Consider the following 25,584-nt stretch of genomic DNA (forward strand, 5'->3'; position numbering starts at 1 on the left):
CCGACCGATGAGCGTCGATCCCTTCGAACCGATGGCGGTCGGCGCGGTCGCGCTCGGCACTGACCCCGTGCCCGACGAGGCATGCCTGGCAGGAACGCCGCGCACCGGCTCGGTCGACCTGGCAACTGTCGGGGGAGCGGTCGTGGGCATCTGGGAGATGACCGCCGGTGCGATGCGCGACATCGAGGTGGACGAGGTCTTCGTGGTCATCTCGGGGCGCGCCACCGTCGAGCTTGTCGAGAGCGGGCGTGTCGTGAGCACCATCGAGATCGTTCCCGGGACCCTCTGCAGGCTCGACGCGGGCATGCAGACGCGCTGGCACGTGACCGAAACGCTCCGGAAGGTCTACATCGTGGTCGACGCGGACGGGACGTCATGATCCGCGCCGGCCGAGCTGCACGAGCAATCCACACGGAAGAGGGCGCACATGATCCCGCCGACTGCCTACGGGCATGACATTCGCACCGATCTGAGGAGCATCCGCGAAGCGCTGGCCTCGGCATCCACGACCCCCTTCTGGCTCGATGATCCCGCTCGGCCGGAGCCGCGAGCCTCGTTGTCGGGGCAGATGTCCACCGACCTGCTCGTGGTCGGCGGGGGGTTCGCGGGCCTCTGGACCGCGGTCGTCGCCAAGGAGCGGCAGCCCGATCGGCGGGTCGTTCTTGTCGAGGGAAACCGCGTGGGGTGGGCCGCGAGCGGACGAAACGGTGGGTTCTGCGAGGCCAGCCTCACCCACGGGGACGAGAACGGGGAGCTGCACTTCGCCGACGAGATGCCGGTGCTGATGCGGCTCGCTGACGAGAACTTCAGCGAGATCCGCCGGGCGATCACCCGGTACGGCATCGATGCGGAGTGGGAGGAGACCGGCGTTCTGACCGTCGCCACCGAGCCCCACCAGATCCCATGGTTGCGGGATGCTGCAGCCAGGTCCTCGACCGCCACGTTTCTCGAGGGCGATGAACTCCGTGCACGCGGCAACTCGCCGCTGTACCGGGCGGGGATGTTCGAGAGCGCGGGCAGCGCGTATGTGCACCCGGCCAAGCTCGCCTGGGGGCTGGCTTCGGCAGCCGAGAGTCTCGGCGTGGAGATCTATGAGCAGACGCGCGTGACGCGCCTTCGCGCCGATGGCGACCTCATGGTCGCCCAGACCGCACAGGGCGAGGTACGCGCTCGCCGCGTCGCTCTGGCCACCAACGTCTTCTCGTCGCTGCTTCCGGAGCTGCGGCTGTTCACCGTGCCCATCTACGACTACGTCCTCATGACCGAGCCGCTCACGTCCGAGCAGCTCGCTGGCATCGGGTGGACCCAGCGGCACGGCATCACCGACTCCTCGCGGGAGTTCCACTACTACCGCAAGTCAGCCGACAACCGGATCCTCTTCGGTGGATATGACGCCGTCTACCACCGGGGCAGGCGCGTGGCCGCGGCGCAGGATCAGCGACCCGAGACCTTCGAGAGGCTCGCCGACCACTTCTCCCGCACGTTCCCGCAGCTGGAGGGCATCCGCTTCTCCCACAAGTGGGGCGGCGCCATCGACATGTGCACGCAACTTGTCGCATTCCACGGGTCGGCCCGCCGCGGTCGCGTCGCGTACTCCGCCGGGTATACCGGGCTGGGCGTCGCCGCCACCCGGTTCGGTGCGGAGGTCATGCTGGACATGCTCGAGGGCGCCGACACCGAGCGCACCCGGCTGAAGATGTCGCGGCGCCTTCCCGTTCCAATACCGCCGGAGCCGCTCGCGTACCCGCTGATTCAGATGATGCGCCAGGCCGTCGCCGCCTCCGACCGAAACGGCGGAAAGGACGGGCCACTGCTGAAGCTCGCCGGGGCTTTCGGGATCGGCTTCGACTCCTGAGAACGGGATGAGGTCGGCGGGTCGTTGGATGCCTCGGTGGCGCTAAGTTCAACTATTTTGTGACGGTCGTCCACTTTTTCTTGACAAAGGGCTCGGGCTCGTCGCACCATTGCTGCGACGGTACAACGCGGTGCTGCCGGCGAGAACACGATCGAGCCGAGCACCTGTGGTATCGCTCTCACCCTGTTCGCCAACGAGAGGCCTCCGATGAAGAAGAGTCTTGCAACACTCGGCGCGGTTGCCGCCGCAGCCCTGTTCCTTTCCGGATGCACCGACTCCGGTGCCGCTCCGGAACCGACCGAAACCATGACCGAGGGCACGGGGGAGCTGACCACGGTCCGCGTCGCCGCGCTCCCGATCGCCGAGACCGGAGCTCTCTGGGCGGCGATGGACGAGGGGATCTTCGCCGACCACGGTCTCGAACTCGAGGTCGTTCCCGCGCAGGGTGGCGCGCAAGCCATCCCCGCGCTGCTGAGCGGCGACATCGACTTCGCCATTGGTCAGCCCTTCGGCCCGTTCCGCGCGAACCTGCAGGATCTCGGCGCCGTGATCATCAGCAACTACGCCAGCAGCCTGCCGGTCAGCGCCGGCATGGATGTCAACGCGGTCGTCTCGCTCGGAGACTCCGGGATCACCGGACCCGCCGACCTCGCGGGCAAGCGCGTCTCGGTCAACAGCCTCGGCGCCGCCGGCGATGTCACCATCATGAAGGCGGTGCAGGATGCCGGAGGCGACCCCACCACCATCGAGTTCGTCGAGGTCGCCTTCCCCGAGGTGCAGGCACAGCTGGACGCCGGCAACATCGACGCGGGTTGGGTTCCCGACCCGTTCATGTCGATGATCACGGGTGCGGGCGGCAACATCGTCGTCTACCCCTACCAGGCCACGATCCCCGGGCTGTCACTGCTGACCAACATCACGACGCAGGACATGATCGACAACAACTCTGAGCTGGTCGCGGCGTACTCCGACGCGATGAGCGAGGCGCTGTCGTGGGCTGCCGAGAACGAGGATGCCGTGCGTGCGGCGCTCGTGAAGTACATGGAGATCCCGGAGGCCGCTGCCGCGGGCATCACGCTTCCTGTCTTCACGGCGGACCTGAACGTCGCGGATCTGCAGGAGCTCGCTTCGCTGGCCGTCGGCTACGGCGTGCTCGACGCGGAGCCGAACTTCGACACGCTGATCCAGGAGCAGTAACAGATGACGGAAGGGATGCCGCACACTGGCGGCATCCCTTCCGCATCCCTGCCCCCTGTCTGATGTGACCCGAAGGAAACCCATGGCTACCGCCACCGCTCCGGCACCGAGCCGGAGACGCCGCAGCGCCAACGCGGCGCGATCGGCCCGCAAGATCGGTCTCGGTCTTCTCGGCATCGTGGGAATGCTCGCCACGTGGCAGCTGATCCCGACGCTGGGCATCGTCAGCCCGCAGTACCTGCCGTACGCCACCGATACGCTCGCGAACCTGTTCGGTGAGATGCGTGATCTCGAGTTCTGGCGCAACGTCGGCCGAACCCTGAGCCTGTGGGGCGCGGGACTTGCGATCGCCACCGTGGCCGCGATCGTGCTCGGCACCGTCATCGGCCTGTTCCGCTTTCCCCGCAAAGCTACCCACACGACTGTCGAGTTCCTCCGCCCGATTCCCTCGGTCGCGCTGATTCCCGTCGCCATTCTGATCTTCGGACTGCAGCCGCAGGCGGGGCTTGTGATCATCGTGTACGCGACCTTCTGGCAGGTGTTCGTGCAGGTGCTCTATGGCGTCGCCGACATCGACACTGTCGCTCGAGACACGGCGCGCAGCTACGGGCTCTCGAAGATCTCGCAGTTCCGCAGCCTTATCTTCCCCACGGCGCTGCCCTACCTCATGACGGGCCTGCGGTTGGGAGCTGCAGTTGCACTCATCCTGACGATCACGGCCGAGCTCGTGATCGGCATCCCGGGGATCGGGAGCCAGATCACCACCGCGCTCACCGTCGGGGACTGGTTGACCGTCTATACCTATGTCCTCGTCGCCGGCCTCCTTGGGCTCATCGTCAACCTCGTCTTCCGCTTCGTCGAAAGGCACGCGTTGTCGTGGCATCAGTCGGTTCGCGGGGAGGAAGTGCTGTGAGTCTCTACACGACGACCGTCGTCACCCCACCTCCGGCCCGCCGCCGGTGGAAGAGCTTCCTGGTGCAGGTGGGTTACGCCCTCGGCTTCCCGATCATCCTCATCCTCATCTGGGGCATCTGGACCGGGATCTCGCCGCAGAAGTTCTTCCCGCCGCCGCTGACCATCCTTGAGGCGTTCATCGACACCTGGATCGGGCCCGCGTTCGTCACCGACGTCATCCCGAGCCTGTACCGCTTGGCGCTCGGCGTCATCCTCTCGATCGTCATCGGCATCGCCGCGGGAACGCTCATCGGGCTCGTGCGGTGGCTGCGAGAGCTGCTCGAGCCGACGCTGGAGTTCTTCCGGGCGATTCCGCCGCCGGTGATCATCGCTCCTGTGCTCATCATCTTCGGCATCGGAGACGACGCGCGCGTGATCATCATCGTGGCCGGGTCGATCTGGCCGATCCTGCTGAACACGATCGAGGGCGTGCGGGCCACCGACTCGGTGATGACCGAGACGGCACAGTCGTTCGCCCTGACCCGATGGGAGCGGCTGCGGTACCTCGTGCTGCCGTCGGCCAGCCCCCGGATCATGGCGGGGGTGCGGCAGTCCCTGTCGGTCGCGCTGCTCTTGATGGTGATCTCGGAGCTGTTCAACAACGCGTCCGGGCTCGGGTACAAGATCAAGTACTTCCAGACGAACTATCTGATCGCCGAGATGTGGAGCGGTGTCCTGCTGCTCGGCCTCATCGGCGTGCTGCTGGCAACCCTGTTCGGCATCGTCGAGAGACGAGTGCTGCGGTGGTATCACGGAATCAAGGAGGTGGAACGTGCCTGACACGTTGCTCAAGGTCGAGAACCTGAAGAAGACGTACGAGTCCTCGACCGGAATCGTCGAGGCGATCGGTGACATCAGCTTCACGATGCGTCAGGGCGAGCTCGTCTGCATCGTGGGTCCATCCGGATGCGGCAAGACGACCCTGCTCAAGTGCATCGCGGGACTCCTGCGACCCACCGCCGGTGTCATCGAGCTCGATGGCCAGCCGGTGACGGAGCCACCCGAGAACATGGCGCTGGTCTTCCAGGAGTATGGTCGCTCCCTCTACCCCTGGCTCACCGTTCGGGGCAATGTCGAACTGCCGCTCCGACACCGGAAACTCTCACGCGCCGAGCGTGATCGGCTCATCGATGATGCCCTGCACGCGGTGGGACTCGACCACGCCGCCAAGAGCTACCCGTGGCAGCTGTCGGGCGGGATGCAGCAGCGCGTCGCGATCGCGCGCGCCGTCGCATACCAGCCCGAGGTGCTCATCATGGACGAGCCGTTTGCTGCCGTGGATGCCCAGACGCGCGCTGATCTCGAAGACCTCGTTCGCACGCTCCACCGCGAACGCGGGATGTCGATCCTGTTCGTGACGCACGATATCGACGAATCCGTCTACCTCGGTGAGCGCGTTGTGGTGCTCTCGAAGTCGCCGACCTGGGTGCAAGAGGATCTCGCGATCGATCTGCCCGACGAGCGGGACCAGATCGTGACGCGCGCCCTGCCGCGGTTCACCGAACTGCGCACGCACGTTTACGAACAGATCCAGCGCGCCAAACGCGGCGAGGCGGTGCGTGCGCACTGATGAGTACCGTCGCGTCCTCCCCTCTCGGCAGTCGATCGCCTCGTGAGTTGGCGTTGGCGCTGTTGGGTGAATACCTGCTCGATGAGCCGGCGACGTGGGTGCGGGCGGGATTGTTCATCGAGGTTCTCGAGGGGCCGGCATCCAGCCTCCTGCGACGCGCGCTGCGCTGGACCGTCTTGAGCAGAACGGGATCCTGCGTCGAGAGCGGCACGGACGCGAAGTGTCATTCGTCCTCACAGCCGGGGGCGCTGCGATGCTCGCCGAGGCAGGGGAACGCGTGCGGAATCCTCAGCCGCTGCATGCGGATGGCGATGGCTGGACGCTCGCGACATTCAGTGTTCCCGAGGGGCAGCGGACCCTGCGCCACCGACTACGCTCGACCCTGACCTGGGAGGGGTTCGCTCCGCTCCGCGACGGACTGTGGATCGCGCCGGGCGTCGTTGATCTGCAGCGGGGCCTCGCGAGCCTGCTTCCCGAACTCGGAACCGGTCTGGTCGCGTTTCATGCGCGCGAACTCGACGGGTTCCCTATCGCGGATGCCGTGAGAACTGCATGGGACATCGACGCCATTCGTGCGGCACATATCAGCTTCATCGACGCATGGTCGGACTCGGCTGTTCGGGATGCCTCGACGGCGCTTTCGATGCGCGTGATGCTCGTCGCAGACTGGCTTGCGCTCGTCCGCCTCGATCCGGGTCTCCCGCGAAACCTGCTCGATCCGGAGTGGCCGGCGGATCGCTCGCTCAGGCTGTATCTGCGACTACGTGATGAGACCGCGGTCCCCGCTTCCCGGGAGTTCGCCCGCCAGGCTCCCGCCGCCGGACTGCCTGAACCAGTGGGGGGCTGACCTCTGACTGACGATCCGGGTCGACGTCGTTCTGGCAGCGTGCTGGTGGTGGCGCGGATTCGCAGCTTCCCCCGGCGTCGGAGTGATCTACTGGCGATGTGACCCGAGACGACCACGCAGATCTGCCCTCGGAGGAGGAGCGCTCCCGACAGCGCCCGCGACGGGTCGGACTCGGGTCGCGGCGACAGATCCTCTGGACCCTCGTCGCCCTCGTGGTTGCCGTTCCGATCGTCATCCTGCCCTACATCGACCTCGTCGCGGGCGGGCTGGTCCCGATTGCACAGGCACTCCTCCCCGCCGGTGCCCTCGCTCTCCTCGTGCTGGCGGTCGTGCCGCTCCTTGCGCGCGCATGGGTAGCAGCCAGCGTCTTAGCCGTGGCTGCCGTCCTTGCGGTCGTTCCCGTCCTGACCCCGCTCCCGGCTGCAATCCCCTGCGAAACATCGACGCCGCTGACAGTGCTCTCCTTCAACGCGAAGTTCGCCGGTGCCGACCCGCAGCAGCTGGCAGAGCTCGTCCGGAGTTCGGGAGCCGGAGCGGTCATTCTGGTCGAGACCGATGAGGCTCTGCTCGACGCCGTTCTGGCGGGGCAGGGACTCGCCAGCGAGTTGCCGTACCGCACCGGCGAAGTCAGTCCCTACGCCGTCAACGGCAGCGTGATTCTCTCCGCTTACCCGCTCCGCGACGAGTCCGAGATCCCGGGGAGCGTCTTCGATCAGGTCAGCGCCGTCGCAACGCTTCCGGATGGCTCCGACGTCCGTCTCGCTGCAGTGCATCCACCGCCGCCGATCGGTCAGCCCGACAGATGGTACGACGGGGTCGCAGCGATCGGCGTGTGGATCCGAGGGACGGACGATCAGCGCCTTATCGTCGCGGGGGACTTCAACGCCTCGTTCTCGCATCCGGTCTTTCGCGATCTGACGTCGGGTCTGCGCACCGCCGCGGAGGCGGCCGGGGCGGTGCCATGGCCGACCTGGCCCCAAGAGAAGCCGGTGCCCGCGTTCACCGCCATTGACCACGTGCTTGGGCGCGGGGCCGTGCCGACGGGCTGGGACAGCGTGTATATCGAAGGAAGTGACCACCGGGCCGTCATCGCGAACTGGATGCTGTGTGAGCAGTCCGACCGCTCGTGACCGCCGGCACTCGCGGGATCTGCCGCGTTCGACGTCGGCGCACTAGCGTGAAGACACCGGGCCGGGAGTCGGGAGGTCGACATGGCACGTCGGGTTCTTGTCGTTGACGACGAGAAAGAGATCCGTGCCGTGCTGCGGGGCTACCTGGAGGCCGACGGGAATGTCGTGACAGAGGCGGCGACCGGCGCGGACGCCCTCGAGCGGGCGCTGGCGACGGATGGCACAGCTCCCGAGGTCGTCCTTCTCGACATTCAGCTCCCGGATGTGGATGGCCTCGAGGTGCTGCGGAGGCTGCGCCGCAGCTCTGACGTGTTCGTCATTCTCGTGACGGCGCGCACGGAAGAGGCCGACGCACTCATCGGATTGTCCACCGGCGCCGACGACTACATCCGCAAGCCGTTCAGCCCGCGGGAGGTGGCGGCTCGCGTTCGCACCCTGCTGAGGCGTGTGCGGGTGCCCGGTGCGGGGATCGAGGTTGATGACGGCGTGCTTCGCTTCGCGGGGCTCACCGTTGATCCCGCCCGGCGCGAAGTCGTCGTCGACGGGAAGCAGTTGTCGCTGTCGGCCCTGGAGTTCGACGTCCTGCGAGCGCTTGCCGGATCCCCCGGACGGGTGTACTCCCGGTCGCAGCTCCTCGAAGAGGTATGGGGATACGACTTCTTCGGTGATGAGAGAGTCGTCGACGTCCACATCCGGAACCTGCGCAAGACTCTCGGCGATGATGCTGCCGACCCCCGCATCATCGGCACCGTGCGGGGCGTCGGCTACAAGTTCCTGCTGCAGCCGGAGGTGAAGCCGTGAACAGGTTGCGTTCGCGTCTGGTCGTCTCGCATCTCGTTGTCGCCGTGCTCGGCGCTGTCGCCACGGTCATCGTCGTGATGGTTCTTACCCCGGTGATCTTCGACAGGCAGGTCCGGATGAGCGGGGGATCGATGGGCGGAGGCGGTGCCGGTCAGGGTTACCGCCAGCAGCTCATCGTGGACGTGACGATCGCCGTCGCCGAGGCGCTCGCCGTCGGACTGGTCGTCGGCGTCCTGACCGCGGCCAGTGCCGGAGTCATCGTCGCCGCCCGGGTCGCGAAGCCGCTGCGCGAAATGTCCGCGGCGACGAAACGGATCGCAGCCGGGGAGTATGACGCGAGGGTCGACAGGCCTAGGGATCAGGAGCTTGCTGCTCTCGCCGAAGCGGTCAATACGCTCGGGGGGACGCTCGCCGAGACCGAAGGCCGGCGCACTCGCCTTCTCGGCGAGGTCGCCCACGAAATGCGCACGCCTCTGACCATCATCGACGGATATGTCGAGGGGATGATCGATGGAATTGTGCCGCCCGAAGCCGAGCAGCTCGGCAAGGTGAGCGACGAGGTTCGGCGCCTGCGACGGCTCTCCGACGACCTGTCAGCATTGTCGAGAGCAGAGGAAGGTCGCCTAGACCTGACGCTGCGACAGTTGGACCTGCGCGACCTGGTCGGTGCCGCAGTGGGGCGACTGCGTCCGCAGGCAGACGACGCCGGGATCCGGCTCGACACTCACCTGGCGCCGGTGGAGGTCCCGGTGCTCGTGGATGCCGATCGAATCACACAGGTGGTGACGAATCTCGTGGGAAATGCCATCCGGGCGACCCCGGAGGGTGGGGCGATCGATGTCTCCGTCGTTGAGGATCCGGGAGGCGCCCAGATCCGCGTAGCCGACACGGGCGAGGGGCTCGCGGCGGCGGAGCTCGACCGGGTGTTCGAGCGCTTCTACCGCGTGCCGGGTGGTCGGACCGGCGGCGGCGGGTCGGGGATCGGATTGACGATCGCGCGCGGGATCGCCCGGGCCCACGGTGGCCAACTCACGGCGGCATCCGCCGGGCCCGGGCAAGGATCTGTGTTCACGATGCGGATGCCGCGTGCGACAGACTGAGCACGCGTGTGACGCGCGCGGAGCGCGGCGAGGCGCCGACCGGGCCGACTAGCTGCCAGGGTACTGGCAGTCGCGGTCTCCCGATCCGGGGCGGCCACCGTCATGGCCGATGCCGCTCCCGTCGCGGCCACCGGGGTGACCCATCTCTCCGCTGCGTTCGCCGCCGCTGCCCGCGCCCGGCTCGTGACCGTCACCGGACCGGATCGTTCCCTCTGCGGCGGCGGTGTAGGCGGCCAGGTGTCGCTGAGAACCGTCCTTCAGGTTCTCCAGCACACGGTCGACATCGGACGGATAGTCTGCCGCGAGAGCCGCGTCGAGATCGGCGATGTCGGTTTCCTCGATCGTGATCCCGACCTCGTACGCGGCAGCCAGCGAGGTCTGCGCTTTGGACAGCAGATCGTCGTAGAGGGCTTGCAGGTCATCGTCGGCATAAGTACCGGCCGCAAGACCCGCGGAGGGGTCCGCGATGTCGTACGTCTCCAGCAGGCGTCCGACGGCATCGAAGTGGCGCTCCTCGCTGCGGGTGATCATGCTGAACGGGCGAGCCCCGCCGTAGTAGTCGGCGATGGCTGCGTAGAGGTCGCGGGCGAGACGTTCTTCCTCACGCATATAAGTCAGGACGTCATCGACGTCGGCCGAAGCGGACACGGATACCGGGCCGATGCTCTCTGGAGCTACGGCGGACGCCGCGGTTCCACCGAAAGCGAGGCCGAAGGCGGCGAGCGCGCTCACACCCAGGGCGGTGGCGGTTCGAGTTGTCGTGTTCATGGGGATCACCTCTGCGGGTTGTTCTCTGTTGTGTGCTATCGGGATTCAGTGAACCCCTCGTTGGTGAAGCGCCGCGCTCGGCCCGTGTGAAGCGTTCGTGAAGAACCGGAAGCGCGCGTGGCCGCCCTGCGGTCTTCGCCGACCGCGCCCCCGCGCAGGACCATCCGCCTCGGCTGCCGCACGGGCTCGCATACGTGTGCGATCGCAGGGAAGTCAGGCGCGGTGCGACACCGCCCGAGCCATCGCAGCGAAGGCACTGAGGGCGACCCGCATCGGTTGTGTCGTGTTCGATGCGTTCTCACGCACCTTCTTCCGTAACTGCTACGAGATCGGACTTCCTTCGCTAGAGGTGCCCGGCGTGACCGCTTTGGTGGAGGACGGCGACCATGTCCTGGTGGATGTTGCGGGTGGGTTCCTCCGCAACGAGACGCGCGGGATCGAACGCCGCGTCGCGCCGGCCTCGCCCTTCCTCTTGCGGATGCTCGCCGCGGGTGGCCTCATCGCACTCACACAGAGCGACCCCGACTGGGCAACGACAGCGAATCGATGAACGGAAGGCCAGTAAATTCGACAACCAGCGTCAGCGGCTGAGGGTTGCGAAGCGGCGGATCGAGAGCGGCACGAACACGACGAGCATCACGACGGTGAACAGCAGCACATAGACCACCGGATGCTGCAGCGGCCACGCATCCGTCGTCGCGCCGCCGGCTGGCGCATTGCCGAACAGCTCTCGCGCCGCTTGGACGAGGGCTGAGACCGGGTTCCACTCCGCGATGACCCGAAGCGGGCCGGGGAGATTCTCGCTCGGGACGAACGCGTTCGAGATGAAGGTGAGTGGGAACAGGATCAGGAAAGAGGCGTTGTTGATGACCTCGGGACTTCGGACGATCAGTCCGAGGAAGGCGAGAACCCACGAAAGCGCGTAGGCAAACACCAACAGCAGTGCGACACCCGCGATGAACTCGAGGGGCGAGGATGTGACCCGCCAGCCGACGATCACTCCGGTCAGCATCATGACGATGAGGGACAGGACGTTGATGACGAGGTCACCGACCGTGCGCCCGATGAGGACTGCCGATCCGCTCATGGGCAGCGTGCGGAACCGATCGATGATGCCGTCCTTCAGGTCCTGCGCCATGGCAGAGCCCGAATATGTGGAGCCGAAGACAATGGTCTGCGCGAAGATCCCCGCCATGAGGAATGACGTGTAGCTCTCACCCGGCACCTGGATCGACGATCCAAACACGAAAGTGAAGAGCAGCACGAACATGATCGGCTGGATGAGAGTAAAGACGAGGATATCGGGGACGCGAGTGAGCTTCTTCACGTTGCGCCATGTCGTGACGTAGCCGTCTGAGAGGAAACGGACGAAGGCGCTGCCGGTCGCGGGATGCAAGGTTCCACGAGACGGTTGTGCCGTGCGAGCGGTCTCGGCACTCATGCCGCCTCCTCCTGGTCCGCGATCTGCTCGGCGGCGTGGCCTGTCAATTGCAGGAACACGTCGTCCAGAGTGGGTCTGCGCATCCCTACGTCGTGCAGGTCGACGCCTGCGGCCGCCGTGTCCGTCATGATGCGGGAAAGCGCGTCTGCGCCGTTACTCACGGGAACCACCAGACCACGGGCTCCGTCCGAGGTAACCGGCCCCGATCCGTAGCGTGCCAGAATTTCACGCATTGCGTCAGCTTCGTTCTCGGAGACGAGGCTGACCGCGATGCGCTGGCCGCCGACCGAGGACTTCAGCTCGTCTGCGGTGCCCTTCGCGATCACGCGGCCGTTGTCGATGATCGAGATCGAGTCGGCGAGGCGGTCGGCCTCCTCGAGGTATTGCGTGGTCAGGAGCACCGTCGTGCCTCCGGCGACGAGCGCTTCGATCACATCCCACAGCGCGAGCCGGCTGCGCGGGTCGAGGCCCGTCGTCGGTTCGTCGAGGAACAGGACCGGGGGATTGATAACGAGCGCGCCGGCCAGGTCGATCCGGCGCCGCATCCCGCCCGAGAATCCCTTGACGGGCCGGTTCTGGGCATCCACGAGGTCGAACAGCTCGATGAGTTCGCGTGCCCGCTGCGCTGACCGGCGCCGTCCGAGGTGGTAGAGCATCCCCACCATGAAGAGGTTCTCGAACCCGGTGAGGTTCTCGTCAACCGCCGCGTACTGACCGCTCGCGCCACTCATCCGACGGATCTGCTGCGGGTCGGCAAGCACGTCGACACCGTCGATGCTCGCGGAACCGGCATCCGGTCGGATGAGGGTCGTCAGCACCTTCACCGTCGTTGTCTTGCCGGCACCGTTCGGCCCGAGCAGCGCCGCGACGGTTCCCTCCGGCACCGACAGGTCGAGCCCGTCAAGCGCGCGGACGACTGGCGCACCCCGCGGATGGTAGGTCTTGACGAGTCCACTCGCCTCGATGAAAGCCATGGCAGGGATGGTACCGGTGCGAGACGACATTCCGGGTAGTCGGCGGCGGCCCCACGGGGGCGGACTCTCCCGCATGATGGATGCATGGCTGAGCCGGTGACGTCCCAGCGGATTCTCGAGCACGTCCAGAGGCTCGGCGAGGAGCATCCGCCGATCGAGCTGGACTCCGTCGACCGCGGCATCCGTGACCCGCGAGCTGTCGCCGACCGGTACGGGCGTGTCATCGACTACCTAGCTCGCGTCGAGCTCGAGGTCGACCGCAACGTGCTCGAGCTGCTCGTGCTGCTGCCCGATGTCAGCGAGGTGGACCGCCTGTTCTACGCGGACGTCTGGCAGCCTCAGGAAATCCAGCACGGCCTGATCCTCGATCGGCTACAGCAGGACCTCGGACGCGCCGCCGCGGAGCCAGTGCTCGACGTGTCATACAAGATGCGGATCATGGGCGCACTCGCTCATTTCTCCGCGATCCAGGACATCGCTCGGCTGCTGTATTACCTGACCGGCGCGAGCACTGAACGGCAGGCGGTGCTCGCCTACAACACGATCCATGGCGGGATGACCGAGCTCGGCGAGACCGCGATCGCCGAAACGATCATCACGCCCATCCGTCGGCAAGAGCCCGGCCATTTCGCGTTCTACCGCATGAGCGCAACTGAGCTCGTGCACTCCGGCGCGCTTCGCCCTTGGCAGCTGTACCTCGCTCGCGTCTTGCGCGAGAAGACCTACAACCTCGTCGGGACGAACGGGCAAGATCGCTACCGCACGCAGATGGGCGGCGTCGTCACCGCGCTCGGTTTCGACACCGACCTCGACAAGTACGCGCGCGAGGTCGGCCGCATCGAAGCGCAGCTGCTGTGGGCGCACGAGCGCGGCATGGAGTTTCCGCCCTACGTTCTGCGGGCCCTGCGCGAGAGCATCGACCTCTACCGCGAGCGCGGCTTCGACGACGCCGCCTGACGCGGCATCCCCGGCTTGACCGGCCTCTCGCAGGCAGGGATTCTTCCTGGGGTAGGACGATCTGCCCGCTCATCGTCCTGCATCAGGGATTTCTCCTACGCCCGTGAGGTGGGGCGCGAGACCACGGATGCCGGCAGCGACGTAATCTGACAGCGTGGCCGGATTCGGCATCCGGCCCGGGACGGAGCTGACATGCAATTCGGGCTGCACATCGCGGACTTCACCTTCGATTCGGGGCCGGCCCAGCTCGGCCCGACCCTCGCGCGGCACGTCCGGCACGCCGAGGATGCGGGGATCCAGCGCATCACGGTCATGGACCACTTCTGGCAGCTCCCCGGAATCGGGCCCGTCGAGCACGAGATGCTCGAGGCCTACGCGACTCTCGGATTCCTTGCCGCGCACACTCAGAAGGCGATGCTGCACGTCCTGGTCACGGGGGTCATCTACCGGCATCCGGCCCTGCTTGCCAAGCAGGTGAGCACCCTCAACGTGCTCTCGGGCGGCCGGGTCGGGCTCGGCATCGGAGCGGGATGGAATGAGCAGGAGTGCGTCGGGCTCGGTTTCCCGTTCTCGCCGGTCGCGCAACGCTTCGTTGAGCTGGAGGAGACGATCCAGATCTGCCAGCAAATGTGGTCAGACTCCGAAGAGCCGTATGACGGCGCGATCTGGCAGCTCGGGCGCACGCTGAATTCGCCGCAGAACGTGACCAAGCCGATGCTGATGATCGGCGGTGGCGGCGAGAAGAAGACCCTCAAACTCGTCGCTCAGTACGCGGATGCCTGCAACCTAAGTGCCCTCGCTGGCGTACCCACGGGCAAACTCGATGTGCTGCGCGCTCACTGCGACGACGTCGGGCGCGACTACGACACCGTCGAGAAGACCGCCATGATCGGCGTCAACCCCGAGTCGACGGTGGATGGCGTCGCCGACCAGGTGCGAGCGCTGGGGGAGGCGGGCTTCACGACGACGTACGTCTTCTCTGTCGGCATCCGTCAACCCGAGAAAGTCGTCGACCTGATCGCCGGGGTCGCCGGCCGGGTGTAGCCGGACTCAGCCGGTCAGCTCCGACCGCACGAAGGCAGGAGTTCTCGCCGATGTAGGACGTTTCACGCGCACATCGTCCTACCGCGGCGATTTCTCCTACGTCGGTGCGCACGAGGGACGGACGCTGAGCCGGTAGGCGGCGCCGCCGATTGGTCGCACGAAGGTAGGCGTTATCGCCGCGGTAGGACCTTTCAGCCGCACATCGTCCTACGTCGGCGATTTTTCCTACCTCGGTGCGGGCAGGGCAACGGATGCTGACCTCAGCCGGCCAGCTCGGATCGCACGATCGCGGCGCCGGCGCTGAGCGCGGCGAGCTTTCCGCGTGCCACGTCACGAGGCAGCGGTGCCATGCCGCAGTTCGTCGACGGGTAGAGGTTCTCGGCATCCACGAACTGCAGCGCTCGCCGCAGCGTGTCGGCAACCTCGTCCGGAGTCTCCACTGTCGTGCTGGCGACATCGATCGCCCCGACCATGACCTTCTTGTCGCGGATGAGTTCAATGAGGTCCATGGGCACGTGGGAGTGGTGGCACTCCAGCGAGACGATGTCGATACTCGACTCGCGGATGCGGGGGAAGATCCGCTCGTACTGACGCCACTCCGACCCGAGCGAGGCCTTCCAATCAGTGTTGGCCTTGATGCCATAGCCGTAGCAGACGTGCACCGCGGTCTCGCAGGTCAGCCCCTCCGCCGCTCGCTCGAGCGCGGCGATGCCCCAGTCGTTCACGTCGTCGAAGAAGACATTGAAGGCTGGCTCGTCGAACTGGACGATGTCGACCCCGGCCGCGGCGAGTTCTTTCGCTTCCTGGTTCAGGATGCCTGCGAACTCCCACGCGAGCTCTTCGCGGCTGCCGTAGTGGGCGTCGTAGAGTGTGTCGATCATGGTCATCGGGCCGGGAAGCGCCCACTTCACGGGGCGGTCCGTGTGGGCACGCACGAAGGCGGCATCCTGAACGAACACCGGCGCCTTGCGCGCCACGGGGCCGACGACCGTCGGAACTGACGCGTCGTACCGGTCGCGGATGCGCACCGTCTCGCGGCGCTCGAAGTCCACGCCCTCAAGGTGCTCGATGAAGGTCGTCACGAAGTGCTGACGGCTCTGTTCGCCGTCGCTGACGATATCGATCCCCGCGTGCTGCTGGTCGGCTAATGCCAGGCGCAGGGCATCCCGCTTGCCTTCGGCGAGGATGTCGTCATCCAGCTTCCAGGGCGACCAGAGCGTCTCGGGCTGAGCGAGCCATGACGGCTTGGGCAGGCTGCCGGCGGTGGAGGTGGGCAGGAGCGTCATGCCTGAACCCCCTCCAACTCGCGGGCAGAGAACTGCGCCGACCACAACTCGAGCGTCTCCCGGTGCGGCTCGATGAAGTGCTCCTGCGCGAACCGGCCCTGCTCGACGGCGAGGCGGCTGCGCTCCTCGCGGTCGTACTCGATGCGCGTGAGCGAGTAGTCGGGCTGGGTCAGGCTCGGCTGGAACCGCGCCGGAGCGGCAGAGTTGGCGTTGTAGATCTCTGGTCGGTAGATCTTCTGGAACGTCTCCATCGTGCTGATCGTCGCGATCAGTTCGAGGTCCGAGTAGTCGGCGAGCAGATCCCCAACGTGGTAGAACGCGAGCGGTGCGGAGCTGCGCGGCGGCATGAAGTACCGCACCTGCATCCCCATCTTCGCGAAGTAGTCATCGGTCAGCGAGTACTCGTCCTGGCGGTACTCGACCCCGAGAACCGGATGCCGCGTGGCGGTGCGGTGGTAGGTCTTGGTGCTCGAGACGCTGAGGCAGATGACGGGAGCCTTCGCGAAGTGCCGTGTGTAGGCATCCGAGGCGACGAAGCTGCGGAACAGATTGCCGTGCAGTACCCCGAAGTCCTCGGGGACGCTGAACCCGGATCCGCCCGCGTTATGGGCGGGGAGCACGACGCTGAAGTCGTAGTCCCGCACGTATGACGAGAAGTTGTTGCCCACGATGCCCGGGAGACGGGTGCCCGAGTGGTGATCGACGATCGTCGTCTCGAGGACTTCGATGATCGGGAAGCGCTCGCCGTCGCCGTCCTCATCGAGATCGATCGACACCGAGACGATGTCGAGGTCGACCGAGTAGCGGTCAGCCGATTCGTTGTCGCCATCGGCGAGTTCGTTGAACCGGTTGTTGATCATCCGGATCGCGTTGCGGAGGTTCTCCTGGCGGTTCTCTCCTCGCGCGAGGTTCGCGAAGTTGGTGGTGATGCGCGTGTTGTCGAGGGGACGGTAGTCCTCGTCGAATCGGACGCGGTCGAGAGTGAAGACAGGGACGGGCGGAGACGTCAGACGCATGACAGACCGATCGTGTTCGGGCGAGCCAGGGCGGCCCGCTGAGTTGTCAGGGAGCCGCAGCGCGTGCCCGGTCACATACCCGGGCGCGAGGCTTCGCGTCATGCTGCGATGGCTTCGAGGATGGCGCCTGGGTATCGGTCTCGCAAGTCGCGTCGTAACACAGTGTCGCTCAGGTCGTGATGTCGGACGCCGACTTCCCTGCTTGGCGTTACCGCACGGGGGTAGGAGATATCCCGACGGTAGGCGGGTTCGGTGGTGATTCGTCCTTCCACCCGGACTATTCCTGCCTCCGAGAGGTGGGGACCACGGGCAGACGGATGCCGGGTGCTATGCCGTGACGCGAGCGGATGCCGATTCCACGCCAACGGGAACCAGGCGGGTCAGCTGCGTGACGTGGCGGGGTTCCAGTTCGGCAAGGCTCGAGACGCCGAGCAGCCGCATCGTGCGCTCGATCTCGGTGCGCAGGATCTCGATCGTGCGATCCACCCCCTGTCGCCCGCCGGCCATCAGCCCGTACAGGTAGGCCCGTCCGATGAGGGTGAACTTCGCGCCCATCGCGATGGAGGCAACGATGTCGGCGCCGTTCATGATGCCCGTATCGATCATGACCGTGGCATCCTTGCCGACCTCGCGGACGACCTGCGGCAGGAGGTGGAAGGGGATCGGAGCGCGGTCGAGCTGGCGGCCACCGTGGTTGGAGAGGATGATCCCGTCGACCCCGTGATCGATCAGGCGTACCGAGTCCTCGACGTTCTGCACGCCCTTGATGACGATCTTCCCGGGCCACAGGTCACGGATCACGGCCAGGTCGTCGTAGCTGATGGTCGGGTCCATGGCGGCATCCAGCAGCTCGCCGACCGTGCCGCCGGTGGACGAGAGCGATGCGAACTCGAGCTTCGGGGTCGTCAGGAAGTCGTACCACCACCACGGGCGCGGGATGGCGTTGATGATCGTGCCGAGGGTGAGCTGCGGGGGGATCGCGAACCCGTTGCGCTTGTCGCGTAGCCGCGCTCCTGCGACCGGGGTGTCGACGGTGAACATGAGGGTGTCGAAGCCCGCTGCGGCCGCGCGCCGCGCCAGCCCGTAGGAGATCTCGCGGTCGCGCATGACGTAGAGCTGGAACCAGTTGCGACCGTGGGGGTTTGTCGCTTTCACGTCCTCGATGGAGGTCGTCCCGAGCGTCGAGAGCGTGAACGGGATGCCGGCGGCGCCGGCGGCCGAGGCGCCGGCGATCTCGCCCTCGGTCTGCATGAGCCGGGTGAATCCGGTGGGGGCGATCCCGAACGGCAGCGCTGAGGATCCCCCGAGGATGTCGACGGAGGTGTCCAGTTCGGGGGCGGGGTGAGGATGTCGGGGTGGAACTCGATGTCCTCGAACGCCTGGCGCGCGCGGCCGAGCGACAGTTCGCCCTCGGCGGCGCCGTCGGTGTAGTCGAATGCGGCCTTCGGTGTGCGGCGCTTGGCGATCGCACGCAGATCCGCGATCGTCAGAGCCGACTGCAGGCGGCGTTTGCGGCCGTTCAGTTCGGGAGCCTTGAACTTCATGAGCTCGAAGATCTCGGCGGGCTGGGGAAGCTGACGCTGCACTATCGCGGTGTCCTTTCCGTCATCGGATGCGGCTCGAGGGAGCCGGGTCGTATTGCCGCGGCTGATGTGTCCTGACCACACGGTATCGCAGATCTTCGAGTGCGCCGGCGACGAGCCCGACGGCCCTCGCCTGCACCAGGACGTTCCCGAGCGCCGTCGCCTCGACGGGTCCGGCGAGGACCGGGACCCCTGCCCGGTCGGCGGTGCGTTGGCACAGGAGCCGGTTCAGCGCGCCGCCGCCCACGAGGTGGATCGTGCGCACCGGCTGTCCGGAGAGCTCGGATGCCGTGCGTACGGTGCTCGCGAAGGCCTCCGCGAGGCTCTCCACGATCGCCCGCGTGATAGCCGCACGCGTGATGGGCGGTGCCATCCCGCGCTCGCGGTACCAGTCCGCGATGCGTCCCGGAAGATCACCGGGGGTGAGGAACCGGGCGTCGCCGGCGTCGAAGACCTCTGCCGGAGCGGCAACCTCGGCGGCGTTTCCCAGGAGCGTCGGCAGGTCGATGGCTTCGTCCGTCTCCCTCTCCCACTGCCGCACGGACTCGCTCAGCAGCCAGAGCCCCATGACGTTGTGGAGGAACCGGATGCGCCCATCGACGCCGCGCTCGTTGGTGAAGTTCGCCTCGCGCGCGGCATCCGAGATCACCGGATGCTCGAGCTCGACACCCACGAGCCCCCACGTGCCGCACGAGATGTAGGCCGCGCTCGTCGGATCGGTCATCGGAACCGCGACGACCGCAGACGCCGTGTCGTGCGACCCGACCGCGACCACCTCGGCGCTGGTGCCGAGGTCTGCGGCCAGATCCGGACGCAGCGAACCGATGCGTTCGCCGGGATCGACGAGCGGTGGCAGCAGCGAGCTCGGGATGCCGAGGTCGTCGCACAACTGCGCATCCCACTGTCCATCCGCGATGCGCACGAGGCCTGTCGTCGAGGCGTTGGTCAACTCCGACACCCGCACGCCGGTCAACTGGAAGGCCAGCGCATCGGGGATCAGCAGCGCGTGATCGGCGACCTCCAGCATCCCGCCCTGCCGCTCTGCCGCTAGTTGGTACAGGGTGTTGAACGGCAGGAACTGCAGGCCGTTGCGGCGGTAGAGGTCGGCGAATGGATGCCGCGCGTGCACCGCCTCGATGCCCGCCGCAGTTCGCTCATCCCGGTAGTGGAACGGCTCGCCCAGCATCCGGTCGCCGCGCAGCAGCACGTAGTCGACGGCCCAGGAATCGATCCCGATGCTCGCGAGATCGGGGGCCTCGCGGGCGGCGCTCGCGAGGCCCGCCAGAGCCTCGGCGTAGAGCCGCGTGAGATCCCAGTGCAACCCGGAGGCCAGCCGCACCGGCCCGTTCGGGAACCGTGCAACGGCCTCGAGTTCGAGGACATCGGGGCCGATCTGGCCGAGCATGACCCGCCCGCTCGTCGCGCCCAGGTCAATCGCCGCAACGGTTCCCGATGCGGTGCGCTCTCGCGCAGCGCGGGACTCCTCGCTCATCGCAGGAAGGCCGCCGCGACGCCGGAGTCGACGGGGATGTGCAGGCCGGTCGTGCGGCTGAGCTCTGGCCCCGTGAGCACGAACACGGCGTCGGCGACGTTCTCGGGCACGACCTCGCGCTTGAGGATCGTGCGGTTCGCGTAGAACTGGCCGAGGTCTTCTTCCTTGACGCCGTAGGTCGCGGCGCGGTTGGCGCCCCAGCCGGATGCGAAGATGCCCGAGCCGCGCACGACGCCGTCGGGGTTGATGCCGTTGACCCGGATGCCGAACTCGCCGAGCTCGACGGCGAGGAGGCGCACCTGGTGGGCCTGGTCGGCTTTCGTCGCAGAGTAGGCGATGTTGTTGGGTCCGGCGAAGACCGAGTTCTTCGAGGAGATGTAGATGACGTCTCCGCCCATGCCCTGCGCAATCATCGCGCGCGCTGCGGTCTTGGCGACCAGGAACGATCCCTTGGCCATCACATTGTGCTGCAGGTCCCAGTCCTTCTCGGTGGTCTCCAGCATGGGCTTGGACAGCGACAGGCCCGCGTTGTTGACGACGAGGTCGATGCCGCCGAAGGCCAGAACCGCCGCATCGATCGCGGCCTGAACGGCTGCTTCGTCGGCGACGTTGGCCGCGACACCGATCGCGACATCCGTGCCGCCGAGTTCCGCGGCCGCAGCCTGCGCCTTCTCGAGGTCGAGGTCGGCGATCACGACGCAGGCACCTTCTGCGGCGAGCCGGGTGGCGATCGCCTTACCGATGCCCGAGGCGGCGCCGGTCACGAGAGCAACACGCCCCTGATGGGACTTCGGCTTCGGCATCCGCTGGAGCTTCGCCTCTTCGAGGGCCCAGTACTCAATGCGGAACTTCTCGGCATCCGAGATCGGCGTGTAGGTCGAGAGGGCTTCCGCGCCCCGCATGACATTGATGGCATTGAGGTAGAACTCGCCAGCCACCCGCGCGGTCTGCTTGTTCGCGCCGAAGCTGAACATGCCCACGCCCGGCACGAGCACGATGAGGGGGTCAGCGCCACGGATGGCGGGGCTGTTCTCATCGGCGTGCGCGTCGTAATACGCCTGGTAGTCCGCGCGGTAGGCGGCGTGCAGCTCCTTCAGCCGCGAGAGTTGCTCGTCGACCGAGGCCGTGGCCGGCAGGTCGAGGAGCATCGGCTTGACCTTCGTGCGCAGGAAGTGGTCGGGGCAGCTCGTGCCGAGCTCCGCCAGCGCCGGAGCCTTCTCGGATGCCAGGAAGTCGAGCACGCGCTCGTCGTCGGTGAAGTGTCCGACCATGACCCGGTCGGTCGAAGCCAGGCCCCGGATCGTGGGCGCGAGAGCCGCAGCCCGGGCGCGACGCTCGGCCTCGGGGAGTGCCTCGAAGCCGTGGCGAACTCCGCCAAACGGGGCAGGTTCCCCGTGTTCGGCGATGTACTCGGTGGCCGTAGCGATGATCCATGAGGAGTTCGCTTCGGCTTCGTCGGAGGTGTCTCCCCAGGCCGTGATGCCGTGGCCGCCGAGAATGCACCCGACGGCATCCGGGTTCTGGGTCTTGATCTCGGCGATGTCCAGGCCCAGCTGGAATCCGGGGCGCCGCCACGGCACCCACACGACCTTCTCGCCGAAGATCTCGCGCGTGAGGCGCTCGCCGTCAGCGGCGGTCGCGATCGCGATGCCGGCATCCGGATGCAGGTGGTCGACGTGTGCGGCATCCACGAGCGCGTGCATCGCGGTGTCGATCGAGGGCGCGGCTCCCCCCTTGCCGTGCAGGCAGTAGTCGAACGCGGCGACCATCTCGTCTTCGCGGTCGAGTCCGGGGTAGACATCCACGAGCGCACGCACGCGGTCGAGTCGCAGCACCGCGAGTCCCTTCTCGGTCAACGTGCCGAGGTCGCCCCCCGAGCCCTTCACCCAGAGGAGCTCGACGTCTTCGCCGGTGACCGGGTCGGCATCCGTCCCCTTGGCCGACGTGTTCCCCCCGGCATAGTTGGTCACTGCCGGGTCCGCCCCAACCGGTTGCTCCGTTCGATGAGCTCAGCGACGGTCTCGTTCGTCATGTCCATGTCCTTCGTGAGAGTTGTCGTACGCGAGGGGTCACAACACGCCGTGCGAACGCGCGCGGATGCGGCGTGTTGTGACCCCTCGGCGAGGAGGGGAGAGTCAGGCGCCCCAGCCGGCCTGGGTGCCACCGACGCGGTCGGCGGCGATGCGCTGTTGGTAGCCGGATGCCGCATAGGCGGCCATCGGGTCGGCGGGGAGACCGCGCGACTCGCGCCACTGCGCGAGCGCGGGGCGCGCGTCGGTATAGAAGGCATCCATCAGCACGGCGTTCGCGCCCAGGACATCGTTCGCGGACTGCGCGGCATCCAGCGCCTCGTGGTCCACGAGCAGTGCGCGGGCCGTCATCTCCTGCACATTGAGGACCGAGCGGATCTGGCCCGGGATCTTGTTTTCGATGTTGTGGCACTGGTCGAGCATGAAAGCGACGTCGGGGTTGTTGAGTCCCCCGCCGCGGATCACCTCGAACAGGATGCGGAACAGCTGGAACGGATCCGCCGCGCCGACGATGAGGTCGTCGTCAGCATAGAAACGGCTGTTGAAGTCGAACGAACCGAGCTTTCCGAGACGGAGGAGCTGCATGACGATGAACTCGATGTTCGTGCCCGGCGCGTGGTGGCCGGTGTCGAGGCACACCATCGCCCTCTCGCCGAGGGCCGCAACCTGCGCGTAGGAGGTTCCCCAGTCCGGAACGTCGGTGTGATAGAACGCCGGCTCGAAGAACTTGTACTCGAGCACGAGACGCTGCTCGTCGCCCAGGCGCGCGTAGATCTGCTGCAGCGAGTCCTGCAGACGGTCTTGGCGGGCGCGCAGGTCGTTCTGGCCGGGGTAGTTGGATCCCTCGGCGAGCCAGATCTTGAGGTCGCGTGACCCCGTTGCGTGCATGACGTCGATGCAGGCGTAGTGGTGGTCGATCGCCTTCTGCCGGATGCGGTCGTCGTGATGCGTGAGGGCGCCGAACTTGTAGTCCTCGTCTTGGAAGGTGTTCGAGTTGATCGTGCCGAGCGTCACCCCGAGGTCTTCGGTGTGACGGCGCAGCGCGCCGAAATCATCGACGAGGTCCCAGGGAATGTGAAGCGCGACGCTCGGCGCCAGTGCGGTGTACCGGTGAACCTGGGCGGCATCGGCGATCTTCTCGAACGGGTCGCGCGGGGTGCCCGGCGTGCCGAAGACGCGGAACCGCGTTCCGGAGTTGCCGAAGGCCCACGAGGGCAGCTCGATGCCCTGACCTTCCAGGGTGGCCAGCACGTCCGGGGGCAGCGGTGCCATGGGATGCCTCTCTCGCGGCGCCGTTCGTGCGCCAGTGTCGATGGTGAAACGTAAATGAATCGTTTCAGAGCATACGACGCATGTATCGTTTCAGCAAGACGAGGAGAGCGACGTGGCGGTAAGTGTGAAGGATGTCGCTGCGGCGGCATCCGTCTCGATCGGCACGGTCTCGAACGTGCTCAATCAGCCCAGCAAGGTGTCGGCAGCCACCGTCGAACGCGTGATGCGCGCGATCGACGAGTTGGGGTTCGTGCGCAACGACGCTGCTCGGCAGCTGCGCGCCGGGCGGAGCCGCAGCATCGGTCTCATCGCGCCCGACATGGCCAACCCCTTCTTCGCGGCGGTGGCGCAGGGGGCGCAGGAGCGCGCCGCCGAGGCTGGCATGTTCGTGCTCATGACGACGAGCAACGACACGCTCGACCGGGAGAAGGCCTACCTCGATCTGTTCCGAGAGCAGCGCGTGGCTGGGGTGCTCGTGACGCCGGCATCTGCCGACCCCGATGCCGCAGGCCGCCTCGCCCGCACCGGCATTCCCGTCGTCTTGCTCGATCGTGAAGCTACCGACGCGCGATTGTGCTCGGTGTCGGTGGACGATGAGCAGGGGGGGTATCTCGCGGCGTCTCACCTGCTCTCCCTGGGGCGCCGCCGGCTCGCGTTCCTCGGGGGCTCGAGCGAGATTCCCCAGGTCGCTGAGCGTCTCGCGGGGGCACAGCGGGCCGTTGCAGAAGCCGCAGGCGCTGGACTCGAGCTGATCGAGACTCCTGAGCTCACCGTCATCGCTGGGCGCGAAGCCAGCTCTCGGTTGGCAAGACGCGCCCCCGGTGACAGACCGGATGCAGTGTTCTGCGCCAACGACCTGGTCGCCGTCGGAGCCCTCCAGGGGCTGTCGATCCTCGGCGATCTGCGTGTCCCCGACGACATCGCCCTTATCGGGTACGACGACATCGACTTCGCCGCAGCCGCCGTGGTGCCGCTGAGTTCGATACGCCAGCCCGCCGCGCAGATCGGGCGCGCCGCCGTCGAGATCCTGTTGGCCGAGATGTCTGACCCCGGTGGTGCGCACGACACACACGTGCGGTTCACTCCGGAACTGATCGTGCGTGAGTCCACCGCGGGCTGACGCGATCAGGGCATCTGCCCCGCCCGCTCTACGGTGGTGACATGAGCATGTTCTCGGCCGTCCGCAGTGCGCACCGGTCTTCTCTGCTGCAGGTCGTGAAGTCTGCCGTCGCGACCGTGCTCGCGTGGTTCCTCGCGGGCTGGCTCATCCCGGCGCAGCCGCCGGTCTTCGCCGCAATCGCGGCTCTTCTCGTCGTGCAACCGAGCCTGAACCAGTCCTTCGGCAAGGCGGTCGAGCGCAGCGTCGGCGTCATCGTCGGGGTGATCGTCGCCTCGGGGCTCGGGATTGTGCTGGGCGGTTCGACGTGGGTCGTTGCCGTCGCCGTGGTTGTCGCGCTCCTGTTGGCTTGGGCGCTGCGGATGACTCCGGGCACAGGGAATCAGGTAGCGATCAGCGCCCTGCTGGTCCTCGCGTTGGGGACCGCAACTCCCAATTACGCGTTCGACCGCATCGTCGAGACCGTGATCGGCGCCGCGATCGGCTTCGCGATCAACGTGCTCATCGTGCCGCCTCTTTCGGTCGATCCCGCGCGCCGCGCGGTGCGGGGGCTCGCCGATGGTTTGGCAGCCAGCCTTGACCGCCTCGCCGACGCGTTGCAGCACGAGCAGGATCGCACCCGCCTGGACGAGCTGCTGACGCAGGCGCGCGCGACACGCGACACGAGGGATGCGGCGGCCGCCGCCATCGCCGCGGCGCGGGACTCGCTCACGCTCAATCCACGGGCGCCCCGCCATCGCGCAGAACTTGCCGCCCTCGACCGGCTCGTCACCACGTTCACCCCGATTGTGACGCAGTCTGTCGGCATGACCCGCGCGTTCACGGAGCGCTATGACGATGGGCTCCTTCGTGAGCCGGCGATCGGGGCGATCGCCGAGCAACTGCGGCGCGCGGCACACGACGTGCGCTTCGCGCCCGATCGGGGAGGGGTCGAGCCTGGCCACGGTCGGCCCGAGCCGGCAGCCCTCACCGCACCGCTCACCGTTGCCACACCCGCGTCCGATCACTGGATCCTCGTGGGCTCGATGATGGTGGACCTCTTGCGTATCCATCACGCGCTCGTCGAGATCGACGGCGCGTGACAGGGGCTCGGTGATTCGGAGCACGACCGGTCACGGCGATCTCGGCAGATCATCACTGTCCGGGGGCG

22 protein-coding genes and 2 pseudogenes are annotated in these 25,584 nt (G+C 67.0%); 15 read left to right on the top strand and 9 right to left on the bottom strand.

Annotated features, from left to right (window positions below):
• The first annotated feature begins 7 nt into the window (after nt 1-7).
• The 10 genes from IT882_RS01395 (at nt 8) to IT882_RS01440 (ending at nt 9,454) form a co-directional block, all read left to right on the top strand.
• Entirely contained in the window at nt 8-379 is a 372-nt protein-coding gene (locus IT882_RS01395) for a cupin domain-containing protein (protein WP_195692856.1), read from the top strand.
• A gap of 48 nt (nt 380-427) precedes the next feature.
• Nucleotides 428-1,855 carry an NAD(P)/FAD-dependent oxidoreductase gene (locus tag IT882_RS01400; protein WP_195692857.1) on the top strand — a complete coding sequence of 476 codons (1,428 nt, stop codon included), beginning with the start codon at nt 428-430 and terminating at the stop codon, nt 1,853-1,855.
• Nucleotides 1,856-2,062: 207 nt separating this feature from the next.
• Complete coding sequence (locus IT882_RS01405) at nt 2,063-3,052, top strand: ABC transporter substrate-binding protein (protein WP_195692858.1); 990 nt, start codon at nt 2,063-2,065, stop codon at nt 3,050-3,052.
• A gap of 82 nt (nt 3,053-3,134) precedes the next feature.
• The gene (locus IT882_RS01410; RefSeq protein WP_195692859.1) at nt 3,135-3,965 is read left to right on the top strand and encodes an ABC transporter permease; all 831 of its coding nucleotides are present in this window, start codon (nt 3,135-3,137) and stop codon (nt 3,963-3,965) included.
• Nucleotides 3,962-4,786: an ABC transporter permease gene (locus IT882_RS01415; protein WP_195692860.1), complete on the top strand. Its 825-nt coding sequence runs from the start codon at nt 3,962-3,964 to the stop codon at nt 4,784-4,786. The genes IT882_RS01410 and IT882_RS01415 overlap by 4 nt, the downstream gene beginning before the upstream one ends.
• Nucleotides 4,779-5,576, top strand: coding sequence for an ABC transporter ATP-binding protein (locus IT882_RS01420; RefSeq protein WP_195692861.1), 798 nt, complete (start codon nt 4,779-4,781; stop codon nt 5,574-5,576). Before IT882_RS01415 ends, IT882_RS01420 begins: the two co-directional genes overlap by 8 nt.
• 220 nt (nt 5,577-5,796) lie before the next feature.
• The gene (locus tag IT882_RS01425) at nt 5,797-6,423 is read left to right on the top strand and encodes a PaaX family transcriptional regulator C-terminal domain-containing protein (protein WP_195692862.1); all 627 of its coding nucleotides are present in this window, start codon (nt 5,797-5,799) and stop codon (nt 6,421-6,423) included.
• 98 nt (nt 6,424-6,521) lie between these two features.
• On the top strand, nt 6,522-7,553 hold the full coding sequence (locus IT882_RS01430; RefSeq protein WP_195692863.1) for an endonuclease/exonuclease/phosphatase family protein: 1,032 nt from the start codon (nt 6,522-6,524) through the stop codon (nt 7,551-7,553).
• Nucleotides 7,554-7,634: 81 nt separating this feature from the next.
• Nucleotides 7,635-8,354 (top strand): response regulator transcription factor, encoded by a 720-nt coding sequence (locus tag IT882_RS01435; RefSeq protein ID WP_195692864.1) that lies wholly within the window; start codon nt 7,635-7,637, stop codon nt 8,352-8,354.
• The gene (locus IT882_RS01440) at nt 8,351-9,454 is read left to right on the top strand and encodes a sensor histidine kinase (protein WP_229382232.1); all 1,104 of its coding nucleotides are present in this window, start codon (nt 8,351-8,353) and stop codon (nt 9,452-9,454) included. Before IT882_RS01435 ends, IT882_RS01440 begins: the two co-directional genes overlap by 4 nt.
• A gap of 48 nt (nt 9,455-9,502) precedes the next feature.
• Here the strand turns inward: IT882_RS01440 and IT882_RS01445 are convergent, their stop codons facing one another.
• Complete coding sequence (locus IT882_RS01445; RefSeq protein ID WP_195692865.1) at nt 9,503-10,222, bottom strand: ferritin-like domain-containing protein; 720 nt, start codon at nt 10,220-10,222, stop codon at nt 9,503-9,505.
• A gap of 358 nt (nt 10,223-10,580) precedes the next feature.
• On the opposite strand from IT882_RS01445, the gene IT882_RS01450 reads away from it, so the two are divergent.
• Nucleotides 10,581-10,772 carry a hypothetical protein gene (locus IT882_RS01450; RefSeq protein WP_195692866.1) on the top strand — a complete coding sequence of 64 codons (192 nt, stop codon included), beginning with the start codon at nt 10,581-10,583 and terminating at the stop codon, nt 10,770-10,772.
• 30 nt (nt 10,773-10,802) lie between these two features.
• On the opposite strand, the gene IT882_RS01455 is transcribed toward IT882_RS01450, so the two are convergent.
• Nucleotides 10,803-11,663 (bottom strand): ABC transporter permease, encoded by an 861-nt coding sequence (locus tag IT882_RS01455; RefSeq protein WP_195692867.1) that lies wholly within the window; start codon nt 11,661-11,663, stop codon nt 10,803-10,805.
• A complete protein-coding gene (locus IT882_RS01460; protein WP_195692868.1) occupies nt 11,660-12,637 on the bottom strand; it encodes an ATP-binding cassette domain-containing protein in 978 nt (325 codons plus the stop codon). The genes IT882_RS01455 and IT882_RS01460 overlap by 4 nt, the downstream gene beginning before the upstream one ends.
• Before the next feature lie 84 nt (nt 12,638-12,721).
• Here IT882_RS01460 and IT882_RS01465 point away from each other — a divergent pair, with 84 nt between their 5' ends.
• Together IT882_RS01465 and IT882_RS01470 are read left to right on the top strand one after the other, a co-directional pair.
• Complete coding sequence (locus IT882_RS01465; protein WP_195692869.1) at nt 12,722-13,594, top strand: GTP-binding protein LepA; 873 nt, start codon at nt 12,722-12,724, stop codon at nt 13,592-13,594.
• 192 nt (nt 13,595-13,786) lie between these two features.
• A complete protein-coding gene (locus IT882_RS01470; protein ID WP_195692870.1) occupies nt 13,787-14,638 on the top strand; it encodes an LLM class F420-dependent oxidoreductase in 852 nt (283 codons plus the stop codon).
• Nucleotides 14,639-14,898: 260 nt separating this feature from the next.
• On the opposite strand, the gene IT882_RS01475 is transcribed toward IT882_RS01470, so the two are convergent.
• From IT882_RS01475 to rhaI, 6 genes and pseudogenes are all read right to left on the bottom strand, one after another.
• A complete protein-coding gene (locus IT882_RS01475) occupies nt 14,899-15,924 on the bottom strand; it encodes a methionine synthase (RefSeq protein ID WP_195692871.1) in 1,026 nt (341 codons plus the stop codon).
• A complete protein-coding gene (locus tag IT882_RS01480; protein WP_195692872.1) occupies nt 15,921-16,940 on the bottom strand; it encodes a DUF1852 domain-containing protein in 1,020 nt (339 codons plus the stop codon). Before IT882_RS01480 ends, IT882_RS01475 begins: the two co-directional genes overlap by 4 nt.
• 327 nt (nt 16,941-17,267) lie before the next feature.
• Nucleotides 17,268-18,529: pseudogene (locus IT882_RS01485) on the bottom strand (alpha-hydroxy acid oxidase).
• A gap of 16 nt (nt 18,530-18,545) precedes the next feature.
• On the bottom strand, nt 18,546-20,015 hold the full coding sequence (locus tag IT882_RS01490) for a rhamnulokinase (RefSeq protein WP_195692873.1): 1,470 nt from the start codon (nt 20,013-20,015) through the stop codon (nt 18,546-18,548).
• Nucleotides 20,012-22,047: pseudogene (locus IT882_RS01495) on the bottom strand (bifunctional aldolase/short-chain dehydrogenase). Before IT882_RS01495 ends, IT882_RS01490 begins: the two are co-directional and overlap by 4 nt.
• A 103-nt stretch (nt 22,048-22,150) precedes the next feature.
• A complete protein-coding gene (gene rhaI / locus IT882_RS01500) occupies nt 22,151-23,317 on the bottom strand; it encodes an L-rhamnose isomerase (RefSeq protein WP_195692874.1) in 1,167 nt (388 codons plus the stop codon).
• A 112-nt stretch (nt 23,318-23,429) separates the two neighbouring features.
• Here rhaI and IT882_RS01505 point away from each other — a divergent pair, with 112 nt between their 5' ends.
• Together IT882_RS01505 and IT882_RS01510 are read left to right on the top strand one after the other, a co-directional pair.
• Entirely contained in the window at nt 23,430-24,437 is a 1,008-nt protein-coding gene (locus IT882_RS01505; RefSeq protein ID WP_195692875.1) for a LacI family DNA-binding transcriptional regulator, read from the top strand.
• Between the two features lie 41 nt (nt 24,438-24,478).
• Complete coding sequence (locus IT882_RS01510; protein WP_195692876.1) at nt 24,479-25,516, top strand: FUSC family protein; 1,038 nt, start codon at nt 24,479-24,481, stop codon at nt 25,514-25,516.
• Nucleotides 25,517-25,584 lie beyond the last annotated feature (68 nt).

The organism is Microbacterium schleiferi (genome assembly GCF_015565955.1).
GTDB lineage: Bacteria > Actinomycetota > Actinomycetes > Actinomycetales > Microbacteriaceae > Microbacterium > Microbacterium schleiferi_A.

Excerpts from the sequence above, each read along its gene's own strand:
- IT882_RS01460 (WP_195692868.1), bottom strand. The coding sequence starts at position 12,637 with ATGGCTTTCATCGAGGCGAGTGGACTCGTCAAGACCTACCATCCGCGG.
- IT882_RS01490 (WP_195692873.1), bottom strand. The coding sequence starts at position 20,015 with ATGAGCGAGGAGTCCCGCGCTGCGCGAGAGCGCACCGCATCGGGAACC.
- IT882_RS01455 (WP_195692867.1), bottom strand. The coding sequence starts at position 11,663 with ATGAGTGCCGAGACCGCTCGCACGGCACAACCGTCTCGTGGAACCTTG.
- IT882_RS01410 (WP_195692859.1), top strand. The coding sequence starts at position 3,135 with ATGGCTACCGCCACCGCTCCGGCACCGAGCCGGAGACGCCGCAGCGCC.
- IT882_RS01465 (WP_195692869.1), top strand. The coding sequence starts at position 12,722 with ATGGCTGAGCCGGTGACGTCCCAGCGGATTCTCGAGCACGTCCAGAGG.
- IT882_RS01480 (WP_195692872.1), bottom strand. The coding sequence starts at position 16,940 with ATGCGTCTGACGTCTCCGCCCGTCCCTGTCTTCACTCTCGACCGCGTC.
- IT882_RS01400 (WP_195692857.1), top strand. The coding sequence starts at position 428 with ATGATCCCGCCGACTGCCTACGGGCATGACATTCGCACCGATCTGAGG.
- IT882_RS01445 (WP_195692865.1), bottom strand. The coding sequence starts at position 10,222 with ATGAACACGACAACTCGAACCGCCACCGCCCTGGGTGTGAGCGCGCTC.
- IT882_RS01470 (WP_195692870.1), top strand. The coding sequence starts at position 13,787 with ATGCAATTCGGGCTGCACATCGCGGACTTCACCTTCGATTCGGGGCCG.
- IT882_RS01405 (WP_195692858.1), top strand. The coding sequence starts at position 2,063 with ATGAAGAAGAGTCTTGCAACACTCGGCGCGGTTGCCGCCGCAGCCCTG.
- IT882_RS01395 (WP_195692856.1), top strand. The coding sequence starts at position 8 with ATGAGCGTCGATCCCTTCGAACCGATGGCGGTCGGCGCGGTCGCGCTC.
- IT882_RS01435 (WP_195692864.1), top strand. The coding sequence starts at position 7,635 with ATGGCACGTCGGGTTCTTGTCGTTGACGACGAGAAAGAGATCCGTGCC.
- IT882_RS01475 (WP_195692871.1), bottom strand. The coding sequence starts at position 15,924 with ATGACGCTCCTGCCCACCTCCACCGCCGGCAGCCTGCCCAAGCCGTCA.
- IT882_RS01510 (WP_195692876.1), top strand. The coding sequence starts at position 24,479 with ATGAGCATGTTCTCGGCCGTCCGCAGTGCGCACCGGTCTTCTCTGCTG.
- rhaI (WP_195692874.1), bottom strand. The coding sequence starts at position 23,317 with ATGGCACCGCTGCCCCCGGACGTGCTGGCCACCCTGGAAGGTCAGGGC.